At 43.8% G+C, this 12,144-nt stretch carries 12 protein-coding genes; 10 read left to right on the top strand and 2 right to left on the bottom strand.

Annotated elements, in window-relative coordinates; translation table 11 throughout:
• Nucleotides 1–109 precede the first annotated feature (109 nt).
• Together AB6E30_RS06515 and AB6E30_RS06520 are read right to left on the bottom strand one after the other, a co-directional pair.
• The gene (locus AB6E30_RS06515; RefSeq protein WP_372102991.1) at nucleotides 110–715 is read right to left on the bottom strand and encodes an N-acetylmuramoyl-L-alanine amidase; all 606 of its coding nucleotides are present in this window, start codon (nucleotides 713–715) and stop codon (nucleotides 110–112) included.
• Nucleotides 667–1,140, bottom strand: coding sequence for a hypothetical protein (locus AB6E30_RS06520; protein ID WP_372102992.1), 474 nt, complete (start codon nucleotides 1,138–1,140; stop codon nucleotides 667–669). Before AB6E30_RS06520 ends, AB6E30_RS06515 begins: the two co-directional genes overlap by 49 nt.
• Nucleotides 1,141–1,426: 286 nt before the next feature.
• Between AB6E30_RS06520 and AB6E30_RS06525 the strand changes: the two genes are divergently transcribed.
• From AB6E30_RS06525 to AB6E30_RS06570, 10 genes are all read left to right on the top strand, one after another.
• Nucleotides 1,427–2,506 carry a helix-turn-helix domain-containing protein gene (locus AB6E30_RS06525; protein WP_372102994.1) on the top strand — a complete coding sequence of 360 codons (1,080 nt, stop codon included), beginning with the start codon at nucleotides 1,427–1,429 and terminating at the stop codon, nucleotides 2,504–2,506.
• Between the two features lie 163 nt (nucleotides 2,507–2,669).
• Nucleotides 2,670–2,990 (top strand): hypothetical protein, encoded by a 321-nt coding sequence (locus AB6E30_RS06530; protein WP_102398552.1) that lies wholly within the window; start codon nucleotides 2,670–2,672, stop codon nucleotides 2,988–2,990.
• A 394-nt stretch (nucleotides 2,991–3,384) separates the two neighbouring features.
• Entirely contained in the window at nucleotides 3,385–4,509 is a 1,125-nt protein-coding gene (gene wecB / locus AB6E30_RS06535; RefSeq protein ID WP_102320640.1) for a non-hydrolyzing UDP-N-acetylglucosamine 2-epimerase, read from the top strand.
• 17 nt (nucleotides 4,510–4,526) lie between these two features.
• The gene (gene wecC / locus AB6E30_RS06540; RefSeq protein WP_102320639.1) at nucleotides 4,527–5,792 is read left to right on the top strand and encodes a UDP-N-acetyl-D-mannosamine dehydrogenase; all 1,266 of its coding nucleotides are present in this window, start codon (nucleotides 4,527–4,529) and stop codon (nucleotides 5,790–5,792) included.
• Nucleotides 5,792–6,982, top strand: a complete 1,191-nt coding sequence (locus tag AB6E30_RS06545; RefSeq protein ID WP_102320638.1) for a UDP-N-acetylglucosamine 4,6-dehydratase — start codon at nucleotides 5,792–5,794, stop codon at nucleotides 6,980–6,982. Before wecC ends, AB6E30_RS06545 begins: the two co-directional genes overlap by 1 nt.
• A 12-nt stretch (nucleotides 6,983–6,994) precedes the next feature.
• Nucleotides 6,995–8,146 (top strand): LegC family aminotransferase, encoded by a 1,152-nt coding sequence (locus AB6E30_RS06550; protein ID WP_372102996.1) that lies wholly within the window; start codon nucleotides 6,995–6,997, stop codon nucleotides 8,144–8,146.
• 16 nt (nucleotides 8,147–8,162) lie between these two features.
• Nucleotides 8,163–9,353 carry a UDP-N-acetylglucosamine 2-epimerase gene (gene neuC, locus AB6E30_RS06555; protein WP_372102998.1) on the top strand — a complete coding sequence of 397 codons (1,191 nt, stop codon included), beginning with the start codon at nucleotides 8,163–8,165 and terminating at the stop codon, nucleotides 9,351–9,353.
• A 7-nt stretch (nucleotides 9,354–9,360) separates the two neighbouring features.
• Nucleotides 9,361–10,434 (top strand): N-acetylneuraminate synthase, encoded by a 1,074-nt coding sequence (neuB, locus tag AB6E30_RS06560; RefSeq protein ID WP_372103000.1) that lies wholly within the window; start codon nucleotides 9,361–9,363, stop codon nucleotides 10,432–10,434.
• A 22-nt stretch (nucleotides 10,435–10,456) separates the two neighbouring features.
• On the top strand, nucleotides 10,457–11,092 hold the full coding sequence (locus AB6E30_RS06565) for an acetyltransferase (RefSeq protein WP_372103042.1): 636 nt from the start codon (nucleotides 10,457–10,459) through the stop codon (nucleotides 11,090–11,092).
• A complete protein-coding gene (locus tag AB6E30_RS06570; protein ID WP_372103002.1) occupies nucleotides 11,082–12,143 on the top strand; it encodes a nucleotidyltransferase family protein in 1,062 nt (353 codons plus the stop codon). The genes AB6E30_RS06565 and AB6E30_RS06570 overlap by 11 nt, the downstream gene beginning before the upstream one ends.
• Nucleotide 12,144 lies beyond the last annotated feature (1 nt).

A 12,144-nucleotide genomic window follows, 5' to 3' on the forward strand; every position in this document is an offset into this window, starting at 1 on the left:
TCCCCTTGTATAGGATATTTTTTGCCAAGTAACAGTCGTGATAAAGGGGAGGAGCTAAAAGCACCACTCTCACTTTATTTTCCTCACTTTTCGAATCCCGCATCTGCTCTTAAGCTTTTATCTTCAAAACAGGACACGCTTTATTCACGCCCCAATCTTTATGCCCCTTAACATTCTCATCTGAAATCAAGAACTGCTCTTGCAGTGCAGCCATCAAACCAAACAGTGCCTTGCGCTGCGCAAGTGTGAAGTTATCTTCTGGTTGCAGCTCGGCATTACAACCGCCAACCAAACAAACCCCAATATTGCCCTTGTTGTGTCCTTTCACATGCGCGCCAGTTTGCGACAGCGGCCTGCCCAATTGGACATCCCCATTGCGACGAATAACAAAGTGATACCCCACATCGCGCCAGCCTCTCTTTTTATGCCATTGGCGAATCTCGGCTACGCCTACATCTTGCTGTGGCGGCGTGGCGCTGCAATGCACAGTAATAAAGGAATATGGCGGGCAATGAGGTAAGCGGAGTAAAACCGAAACCAGGCTGAATGAATAGGATGCTGAAGGTAAACAAGGCTCTAACGAAGGGATAAGCTCCATCTTGCTAGCCTGCTCTTCCGAATCAATTCGTTCTTTGGTGTCAGCCCGCTCTTGTAAAACAGACGCTTCTAACAGCTGATTTGGAACTCGATCAGTTGCTGGTGGAGTGTTTGACAAAATAAATCCTCGTGTTGTTGTAAATAGGCGATTAAAGACGTTGATAGCGATTCATTTAAATCAGGGTGCAATGCGATGTGTTGTCGCAGACTGGTGGCTACGGTTTTTTCATAGCCGGGGTGGTGGCTGACATAACGTAAATACATCACGTAATAACCCAGAGGCGATTCACGCCGCGATCGGCTGATCATCCAGCAAATATCGTCATAGCTGGGGGCGCCACCGCATTCATCCTCATTAAAATAACAACCTTCTAAATGGCTTTCTTTATAACCGTTAACTTCATAGCTCAGTACTTGGCCAAACCCATCACTATCACTAAAAAATAACGGCTGACGTGATTGAGTGAGGGAGTTAGCACGGCACTCGATGCTCGCCATTCCGGGTTGATACGCTGAAATAAAAAGAGAAACTATCGCCTTCATTAAGCACCTTATTGCTGCATGGGGAGGGCAATGTACTTCAAGACTCTTGATTGGGGTTGGCGGGAATAACACGAAAACAGAGGAATACAGAAAAATGAGAGGTGCTTCGAAAAGCCATTGCTTAATAAGGTTGATGTTGCATATCTATCCGAGGCGATTAACCAAACATCTTTTCTTACAACTTATCTCATGGGCCTTTCGCCCCTAAAGCGCCAAAAAGTGTTGTTAATGCTCTGTATATCAATGGATTTCTATACGAATGACTAATTAACAAGGAGCGTTAACCATGTGTGTTTCTCTAATTCTTTCTTTCATCCCATTAAAAACTGGCTCGCCAATAAGCAAGTTAGTGCTATTGAAATTAGCCGATAACGCAGACGCGCGCGGCGTGTGTTTCCCATCCTTAAATTACTTAGCGCAATATTGCGAAGTGTCGGTAAGAACCGTGAAACGACACGTTAACGAGCTCGAAAAAAAAGGTTTTGTGAAGCGGATAAAGCGCTTTGATGATTCAGGACGCCAGCGCAGCAACATATATCAGCTGCGCCTTCCCAGCGACAGCCACATTCAACAGATCGATCTAGACCAAGCGAATCAAGAGAACACGAATGTAGAACAAACAGGTTTACCGTCAGCTTCGTCGGAATATCCACAGAAGACAGAACATGCGAAGAAAACCGACCATTCAGACACTCCCCTGGGTGACTCAAGATCCACCACGGAGAGTGATCACCTGGCACACATAATCTTTCATAAAGAACATAAAACAGAGTTGATCTTGAAAAACGGCCTCTTGGATGACACCGATGTTCTTGATCCCCAAAGCGGTTCTGAACAACATGAGGTATCGACACCTCAAGCCACCACTACTCCAATAAGCCAACAGAATGAAGTCGTGATTCACCTGCTCACCAAAGAGGGCTGCGCGCCGATTTATCATGAGTTCACCACCATATTAGAACGCACCTACCCAAAGTTAGATGTGCTGCAAGAACTGCATGCCATGCAAGCCTGGCTGTACATCAACCCCGATAAGCGCAAACCCTTTGAGCACATTGGCCACTTTGTGAATGGCTGGCTAAGAAGAAGCGCCCAAGCCAAAGCGAAGCGAGACTCATCGCCAGTCTTTAAGCAGGCTAGAGCGGCTAAGCAAACAAAAGCGGCTAAACCAGCAAGGGCTTCTGCTTCTACATCGACCAAGGAAGCTAAAACCCAACCGGCAGCCAAGCCCATGGTTCACAAACAACCCACGCCCGTCTCTCAGGCCCTAGCGGATTACCAAGCCAAAAGCACCACCAATCCGTTCGAAGCACGTATCAAGGCCCTAGTTCAATCCAAATCGCCCGGCACGGATTCTAAAAAGTGACCATTCAATTTTTCACAGACGAAGCGCTTGTTCACACAGCCAAAGCTATTAAAAAAATAGCTTAGAAAACCAAGATCTTAGGAAACCAAAAGGCTAGGGAAGACCAAGCGCGAATACAGACAAAAAACGTCAAGATACAAAAGTAGAATTAGGGAGAGGGCAAATGGACGATATCAGCCTAAAAAAACTGACAACGGAAGAAAAAGTCACCATTTTAGAAAAAGAGATAGCGCGAGTGGAAGGGCGTATTGGCGAGTTCTTGAAACTGCTTGTTACCCATTACCCACAAGGGCTAACACGCACCGAGATTAAAGCGTTATTGGCGGTAAACAACAACCCAAGCTTCGTGTCGCTATACCGCAACGGCAATATTTTCATTGATATAGAAAAACGCTACTGCGACGCAGCACAAGAAAACAGGTACCACATAGGGACTCAGTATCTACAAGACGTACAATGCTCTCGCTGGCTGAATGCGTGGTGAGTGTTTGTCATGCCAGAGTCAATTTCAAACTGGTTAATATGCACTTACTTTGCTAGAATGCTCCGCATATTTAAAACCGTATGAAAACCGCATAAAGCGAACAAATTGTGACTATTGCCTTTAGGAGCCAAACCTAAGGGCGGTAGCGTACCCAGATTTAGCTTGTTAGCAAGTATAGCAATTCAAAAGCGCGACAAGCTACTGAAAGGCTGCTTTTGGCGGCCTATTGGGACGGTTTTAAAAAAGTCATCAATATCTAGGTTTTACAAGGGATTGTCGAGAATTGACTGTTTCAAAATGAATAAAAAGTGTCTCAGTGTGTTTTTAATGCTGAGATCAAAAGTAACAAAAAATCACCTCTTTCATTTCACCTGTCGGTTGGAAACTTCATAAAATGACTAAGAAAAAAATCCTTACGGTTTTTGGCACGCGTCCAGAAGCCATCAAAATGGCACCTCTGGTTCATGCTCTAGCAGCCGATGAGCGCTTTGAAGCAAAATGCTGCGTGACGGCTCAGCACCGAGAAATGCTTGATCAAGTATTAGAGTTATTTGAAATCACGCCCGACTACGATTTGAATCTAATGAAAGCTGGTCAAACACTCAATGAAGTGACGGCGCGTATTTTGTTAGAGCTTAAACCAGTACTAGAAGAATTCAAACCTGATGTGGTTTTAGTTCACGGTGACACGGCGACAACATTTGCTGCAAGCTTAGCAGCTTACTATGAGCAAATCGCTGTAGGTCACGTAGAAGCAGGCCTTCGAACGGGCAATATTTACTCGCCGTGGCCTGAAGAAGGTAATCGCCGTTTAACGGGGGCGTTAACCAAATATCACTTTGCGCCGACGACAACGTCAAAAGAAAACCTGCTGAAAGAAAGCTTTAATCCGAAAGATATTTCAGTAACGGGTAATACCGTAATTGATGCGTTACTGATGGTGAAAGACAAAATTGAATCTGACAGTGATTTGAACGCTACGCTTTCTGCTCAGTTCCCTTTCTTAGATGAAAACAAAAAACTCATTTTAGTAACAGGGCATCGCCGTGAAAGTTTTGGTGGTGGTTTTGAGCGTATTTGTGAGTCGCTGGCAATTACCGCAAAAGCATATCCAGATACGCAAATTTTGTACCCAATGCATCTTAATCCAAATGTACGTGAACCTGTTAATCGTATTCTTGCAGGCATTGATAACATCCACCTCATTGAGCCTCAACAATACTTACCATTTATCTACTTAATGAGCCGTGCGCACATCATTTTGACTGATTCTGGTGGCATTCAAGAAGAAGCCCCGTCGTTAGGAAAACCTGTTTTAGTGATGCGCGATACGACCGAGCGACCAGAAGCGGTTGAAGCCGGCACGGTTAAGTTAGTCGGCACCGACGTTGACATGATCGTTGAGAGTTTAAGTCAGCTATTAACGGATGAAAGCGCTTATCAAGCGATGAGTTTTGCACACAACCCATACGGTGATGGTCAAGCTTGCAAACGAATTTTGAACGAATTAGAAAATTAAAAATTGGAATATAAACTATGTCTTTTGAAACAATTTCAGTTGTCGGCTTAGGTTACATCGGGCTACCGACGGCAGCGATGTTTGCATCACGCAAGAAAAAAGTGATTGGTGTCGATGTCAATCAAAATGCAATAGATACGATTAACCGCGGTGAGATTCATATCGTAGAACCGGATCTTGATATGATCGTACATGCAGCAGTAACAGAAGGTTATTTAAAAGCTGTAATTACTCCAGAACCTGCCGATGCTTTTTTGATTGCAGTGCCTACTCCTTTCAAAGAGTGCGCTGACGGTGAAATTCCAGAGCCAGATTTGAGGTTTATTGAAGCGGCGAGTAAGGCAATCGCCCCTGTTCTTAAGAAGGGAGATTTAGTGATTTTAGAGTCTACTTCTCCTGTTGGTGCAACTGAGCAAATGGCTAAGTGGTTGGCTGAAGCAAGAAGTGATTTAACTTTCCCTCAGAACTCAGGTGAAAGTGCTGATATCAATATTGCGCATTGTCCAGAACGGGTATTACCTGGTCACGTTGTTCGTGAGTTGGTGGAAAATGACCGTGTTATTGGCGGGTTAACCAAAAAGTGTTCAGAACGTAGCGTAGAGCTATATAAAACGTTTGTACTCGGTGATTGTGTTATTACAAATGCACGTACAGCGGAAATGGCAAAGTTAACTGAAAATAGTTGTCGAGATGTACAGATAGCATTTGCAAATGAGCTCTCGGTAATTTGTGATAAGTTAGATATCAATGTTTGGGAGTTGATATCGTTGGCAAACCGACATCCTCGTATTAACATTTTACAACCAGGCCCTGGTGTTGGTGGTCATTGTATCGCTGTTGACCCATGGTTCATTGTTTCAAAGACACCAGATGAAGCCCGAATTATTCATACTGCACGTAAAGTTAATGACAGTAAGCCTGGTTGGGTTGTCAGTAAAACTAAAATAGCTATTTCAGATTTCTTGCAAGAGAATGCTGATAAAGCTGCCAAAGAGGTTACTATTGCGTGTTACGGTTTAGCTTTTAAGCCTGATATTGATGACTTACGTGAAAGTCCTGCAATGCAGATTGTAAAAGAAATTGCTTCTTTTCACTCAGGGAATGTAATTGCAGTTGAACCCAATATTCACCAATTACCAAGTTCGTTGAATCAAGTTGAGCTTGAGAGTTTTGACGTTGCCAGTTTGACCGCTGATATTCATGTTATGCTCGTTGATCATAAAGAATTTAAAGCTGAGTCACTAAACTCACCATATTTAGTCGATACCAAGGGGATTTGGTAATGAACGCTACTTTACCGTTGATCGGTCGCACCGAAGCCTTATTCACGCAAGATATTGATAACCATGAGGCAGAGTTATCACGCATTGTTTCTGAGTCAAATTTCCTTGTTTTAGGAGGCGCAGGCTCAATCGGACAAGCCGTAACTAAAGAGATTTTCAAGCGTAATCCTAAGAAGTTACATGTTGTTGATATTAGTGAAAATAACATGGTTGAACTAGTTCGAGATGTCCGCAGTTCATTCGGTTACATTGATGGTGATTTTCAAACATTTGCTTTAGATATCGGCTCTTTAGAGTACGATGCGTTCATCAAAGCAGATGGCAAGTTTGATTATGTGTTGAACTTATCCGCACTTAAGCATGTTAGAAGCGAGAAAGATCCTTATACATTGATGCGAATGATCGATGTAAACGTATTTAATACAGATAAAACCATTCAACAATCTATTGATGCTGGCGCTAAGAAGTACTTCTGTGTATCGACAGATAAAGCGGCAAACCCGGTCAATATGATGGGCGCTTCTAAACGTATTATGGAAATGTTCCTAATGCGAAAAAGTGAACAGATGGCGATCTCAACAGCCCGTTTTGCCAATGTTGCGTTTTCGGACGGTTCATTGTTGCATGGATTCAATCAACGTATTCAAAAACGCCAGCCTATCGTCGCTCCAAACGATATCAAGCGTTACTTCGTGACACCTCAAGAGTCAGGTGAACTTTGCCTAATGTCATGCATTTTTGGTGAGAATCGTGACATTTTCTTCCCTAAGTTGAGCGAAGCTCTTCATCTGATTTCGTTTGCTGATATTGCAGTGAAATACCTAGAGCAACTTGGCTATGAACCTTATCTTTGTAAAACAGAAGAAGAAGCTCGTCAATTAGCTCATACACTTCCTGAACAAGGAAAATGGCCATGTTTGTTTACTGCGAGTGATACAACGGGCGAGAAAGATTTTGAAGAGTTTTTCACGGATAAAGAAGAATTGGATATGTCTCGATTTACAAATCTAGGCATTATTAAAAATGACCCTCTTTATGAGCAAGAGCTACTTTCTTTGTTTGAAAACAGTATTTCAGAGATGAAAGACGAGCGAGCTTGGACCAAGGAAGAAATTGTAAAACTCTTTTTTACAATGATTCCTGATTTTGGGCACAAAGAAACTGGTAAATACCTCGATAGCAAGATGTAAGCGGAGTAAGTAATGAAAGCAACAGCTGTTGTTGAATTTGTTAGAGATACCTACAAAACGGACGAATTCATTCCGCTGCACGCACCAACGTTTAATGGCAACGAAAAAGCCTACGTAATGGAAACGATTGACAGTACCTTTGTTTCTAGCGTTGGCAAGTTTGTTGATGATTTTGAGCGAAAGGTTGAGGCGTATACAGGTACCGCTAAAGCGGTAGCAACCGTCAATGGTACTGCGGCATTACATGCGGCTTTGTACATGGCTGATGTTCAACGAGGTGATCTCGTTATAACACAAGCTCTGACATTCGTTGCAACTTGTAATGCACTGTATCATATGGGCGCCGAGCCGATTTTTGTGGATGTTTCACCTGTAAGCTTGGGGCTATGCCCTAAAGCGGTGGATGTATTCTTAAGTGAACATGCCGAGATAACCGAAGCGGGTTGTATTCACAGGAATACAGGAAAGCGAATTAAAGCGGTTGTTCCTATGCACACCTTTGGTCATCCTGTGGAGCTCGATGAGCTGGTTGCTGTTTGCCTCAAATGGAACCTTGTTTTAGTCGAAGATGCTGCAGAAAGTCTAGGTTCTTTTTATAAGGGTAAGCACACCGGTACGATTGGTGACGTGAGTGCGGTCAGCTTCAATGGCAATAAAATCATCACCACCGGTGGTGGCGGTATGGTCTTATGTAAAACCGAGGAGCTAGGAGCACGAACCAAGCATGTCACTACGACAGCGAAAGTGCCTCACCCCTACGAGTTTTTTCATGATGAACCGGGGTTTAACTACCGTATGCCGAATCTAAACGCGGCATTGGGTTGCGCACAGATGGAAGTCATTGAGCAGTACTTAAAGCAAAAAAGACAACTGGCAAAATGCTATGAAAATCTTTTCAGTGGGACTGATTTTCAGTTTGTTACTGAGCCAGATTATGCCGAGTCGAATTACTGGTTAAATGCCATTATTTGCCCAGATAAAAAAAGTAGAGAAGAAATCCTTGCGGGAACAAATAGTGCAGGTGTGATGACTCGCCCAATTTGGCAGCTCATGCACAGGTTACCAATGTTTGAAGATGCAATGCGCGGTGATCTAACTTACTCTGAATTTATCGAAGCGCACTTAATTAACCTTCCAAGTACACCGGTGGAAATTAAAAGCTAAGTAGGTTTAATACACGATGCAGACACATAAAAAGGTCGCGGTCTTTACTGGTACCAGAGCGGAGTATGGTCTGCTCTTTTGGCTTTTAAAAGACATACAAAGCGACCCAGATCTAACATTACAATTGCTCGTTTCTGGTATGCACTTATCTCCAGAGTTTGGTGATACTTATAAGCAAATAGAAAGAGATGGTTTTCAGATTGATGAAAAAATAGAGATTTTGTTATCGTCTGATTCCGCTGTAGGAACGGCAAAAAGTATGGGATTGGGCGTTCTAGGTTTTGCTGATGCATTGTCGCGATTAGCACCCGATGTCCTTGTCATTCTTGGAGACCGTTTTGAAGCTCTAGCTGCAGCGCAAACTGCCATGATACTTCGTATTCCAATTATTCATTTGCATGGTGGGGAAATAACAGAAGGTGCCTACGATGATGCGATTCGTCATGCCATTACCAAACTAAGCTACTTGCATGGCACGTCAACAAACGAATATAGAAATCGAGTGATTCAATTAGGTGAATTGCCAGAGCGAGTAAAAAACATTGGTGCGATTGGCTTAGATCACTTGAATCGAGGCTCTTTTATGACGATTTCAGAGTTGGGTGAATCGCTGAGCTTCGACCTTACAAGCCCTTATTTCGTTGTGACCTACCATCCTGTCACTCTCGGAGATGAATCGCCTGAGGATAGCTTTCAAGCTTTGTTAGACGCATTGGATGAATACCCTAATCACCAAATTATACTGACTTACCCTAATGCGGATGATGGCGGTCGTCGAATCATTCCCATGCTAGAGTCTTATGCAGCAAATCAACCAAAGCGCGTACTGGCAATCCCCTCTCTTGGACAAATACGTTACCTAAGTTCAGTCAAGCACGCAGCGGCAGTCATTGGAAACTCGTCGAGTGGTATTATTGAAGTGCCGGCTTTTGATGTTCCAACGGTCAATATTGGTTCAAGACAAAAAGGGCGCCTAGCGGCCAAAAGTGTTCTGAATGCAGTTGCTACGAAGGAATCCATCAGTAACGCGATTAGCCTTGCAGTGAGTCGAAGGTATAAAACTGATTGTGAAGTTATTGAAAACCCGTACGGGCAGGGTGACAGTAGCAAGCAAGCAATAGAAATGATTAAAGGTTTAAGCTTTGAACCTTGCAAAGCATTTTTTGACGTAAATATTGAACCTGCCTTAAGTAAGAAAGTAGAGTGAGATTGTAATGACATTGATTATTGCCGAAGCGGGTGTAAACCATAACGGTCAAGAAGAATTAGCATTTGCTTTGATTGATGCTGCTCACAAAGCCGGGGCTGACATTGTTAAATTCCAAACCTTCAAAGCCCAAAACCTAGTGACTGAAGAAGCAAAACAAGCGGAATACCAGGTCACCAATACTCAAAAGCAAGAATCACAGCTCGCGATGTTAAGCCGATTAGAGCTGTCATACGATGTGCACCACGAGCTTGTGAAGTACTGTGAGTCATTGGGTATTGAGTTTCTCTCTACAGCGTTCGACTTAGAGAGCTTAGATTTCCTTGTCAACGATTTAGGCTTAATACGACTAAAGCTGCCTTCAGGTGAATTAACCAATGCACCTTTGGTTCTTGCTCATGCTCGCACTGGATGTGACCTGATTGTTTCAACGGGTATGGCGACATTGTCCGAGATTGAGACCGCGCTTGGCGTTATTGCTTTTGGCTATACCGCGGAGGCGGGCGCAGTGCCTTCTATTCAACGCTTCCAAGAAGCTTACGCGTCAGAAGCGGGACAAAAAGCACTGAAAGAAAAAGTGACGATCCTTCACTGCACAACCGAATACCCAGCACCAATGGATGAGATAAACCTTAGAGCGATGGACACTCTAGAGCAAGCCTTTGAGCTTTCGGCTGGTTACTCAGACCATAGTGAAGGGATCACCATTCCTATTGCTGCGGTTGCTCGCGGCGCGGTGTTGATAGAAAAACACTTTACGCTTGATAAGAACATGGAAGGTCCTGACCATAAAGCTTCTCTAGAGCCTCAAGAGCTTGAAGCTATGGTTACTGCCATTCGTCAAATTGAAGTGGCACTTGGCTCAAGAGTGAAAACACCTACGGTTTCTGAAGTAAAAAATAAAGCGGTAGCTCGTAAAAGCCTGGTAGTAGCGATAAATATTAAAGTGGGCGAAGAAATTACAGAGCATAACCTAACCATAAAGCGACCAGGTACCGGCTTATCACCATACCGTTATTGGGAGCTTATTGGCAGCCGCGCATCTAAGGATTACAAAGCCGGAGAGTTGATCGTTGAGTGACAAAGGCGCATTGCCAATTGTAATGATAGGTGGGGGGGGGCATGCATCCGTTCTTACCGATATTTTGCGTCAGCAAGGCAGAGATATCCTCGCTGTTGTTAGCCCTGAAAATGTCAGCCAAAGACCGGTGTTTGATGGTATATCTCATCTAAAATGTGATGATGATGTCCTCCACTTTTCTCCAAATCAAGTGCGCTTAGTGAACGGTATCGGTGTGATGCCGAAGTCCAAACTCAAGCGAAAAGTGAATCAACACTTTCTCTCTTTGGGTTATCAGTTTGAGACGGTTATCGCGACCAGCGCATCAGTCTCTCCGTTTGCCAAAATAGGCGCAGGTTGTCAGATCTTACACTCAGCTATAATTCAAGCAGGTGCGGTGCTGGGTAAGCACAGTGTGATTAACAGTACGGCGCTTATTGAACATGACGTCAGTATTGGCGAACATTGCCATATCGCACCCCGTGCGACGCTCTGTGGGCAAGTCAACGTTGGCGAATTCGCTTATGTTGGTGCAGGTGCGACGGTTATTCAAGGCATCACTTTAGCTGCTGGTTGTATTGTTGGAGCGGGGTCAGTCGTCTTATCGGACGTACAGCCAAACACGATAACTTTTTCTAAATTAAATCAAAAAACCAAGTTGATCAAATATGATAAATAGTTGGAAAAGAACGATCTTATCGCCATCGAAAACCATTAAAACCGCGTTAGAGATTATCGATTCTGAAGCTCTGCGGGTAGCGCTAGTGGTTGACGATGATAACCGCCTGTTAGGTGTGGTGACCGATGGTGATGTACGTCGAGGCTTATTAATGGGTAAAGGGTTGGATAGCCCGGTGTTAGAGGTGATGAACTCTAACCCAATTACGGCAGAAGCTTCGAGCTCTCAAGAAGAACTGATAGAGCTGATGAACAAGCTTGATATCTTATTTATCCCGTTGATTGGCGACGGTAAACTTACCGGTTTAGAAACGCTCCACGGCGCGCTGGTGGACAAACCAAGCTATGAAAATCCCGTGTTTATTATGGCGGGTGGCTTTGGTACACGATTAAGACCACTGACGGACTCTTGCCCGAAGCCAATGCTCAAGATTGGCAACAAACCTATTCTTGAAACGGTGATCCGCAGTTTTGTGAAAGCCGGCTTTGTGAATTTTTATATCTCGACACACTACATGCCAGAACAGATCATCAACCACTTCGGTGATGGTTCTGAATTAGGTATTAAGATCACTTATGTTCATGAAGATGAGCCTTTAGGTACTGGTGGTGCTTTGGGGCTTTTACCTGAGTCTTTGCCTGCAGATTTACCTCTGATTCTGATGAACGGTGATGTGTTAACCAAGGTTGATTTCCAGCGTTTGCTCAACTTCCATCAGGAGTACCAGGCGGACGCGACAATGTGTGTACGTGAGTACGAATATCAGATCCCTTATGGTGTAATTAACGGTGAAGGCAACAAAATTACCAGCATGGTTGAAAAGCCAATTCAGCGATTTTTTGTGAATGCGGGCATCTATGTTGTGTCACCAAGAGTCATCAACTCGGTACCAAAAAACTACCGTATCGATATGCCAACGCTGCTTGAACGTCACATGGAAGAACGCGATAACGTTCTAATGTTCCCAGTCCATGAATACTGGTTAGACATCGGTCGCATGGACGATTTCAACCGTGCGCAAGCTGATATTCACACTTTAGGGATGGGCTAGC

The sequence above is a fragment of the Vibrio sp. 10N.247.311.12 genome (assembly GCF_041467515.1).
GTDB lineage: Bacteria > Pseudomonadota > Gammaproteobacteria > Enterobacterales > Vibrionaceae > Vibrio > Vibrio crassostreae_C.

Coding starts and splice junctions, on each gene's coding strand:
- neuC (WP_372102998.1), top strand. CDS start 8,163: ATGCAGACACATAAAAAGGTCGCGGTCTTTACTGGTACCAGAGCGGAG.
- AB6E30_RS06520 (WP_372102992.1), bottom strand. CDS start 1,140: ATGAAGGCGATAGTTTCTCTTTTTATTTCAGCGTATCAACCCGGAATG.
- AB6E30_RS06550 (WP_372102996.1), top strand. CDS start 6,995: ATGAAAGCAACAGCTGTTGTTGAATTTGTTAGAGATACCTACAAAACG.
- neuB (WP_372103000.1), top strand. CDS start 9,361: ATGACATTGATTATTGCCGAAGCGGGTGTAAACCATAACGGTCAAGAA.
- AB6E30_RS06530 (WP_102398552.1), top strand. CDS start 2,670: ATGGACGATATCAGCCTAAAAAAACTGACAACGGAAGAAAAAGTCACC.
- wecB (WP_102320640.1), top strand. CDS start 3,385: ATGACTAAGAAAAAAATCCTTACGGTTTTTGGCACGCGTCCAGAAGCC.
- AB6E30_RS06525 (WP_372102994.1), top strand. CDS start 1,427: ATGTGTGTTTCTCTAATTCTTTCTTTCATCCCATTAAAAACTGGCTCG.
- AB6E30_RS06545 (WP_102320638.1), top strand. CDS start 5,792: ATGAACGCTACTTTACCGTTGATCGGTCGCACCGAAGCCTTATTCACG.
- AB6E30_RS06570 (WP_372103002.1), top strand. CDS start 11,082: ATGATAAATAGTTGGAAAAGAACGATCTTATCGCCATCGAAAACCATT.
- wecC (WP_102320639.1), top strand. CDS start 4,527: ATGTCTTTTGAAACAATTTCAGTTGTCGGCTTAGGTTACATCGGGCTA.
- AB6E30_RS06565 (WP_372103042.1), top strand. CDS start 10,457: ATGATAGGTGGGGGGGGGCATGCATCCGTTCTTACCGATATTTTGCGT.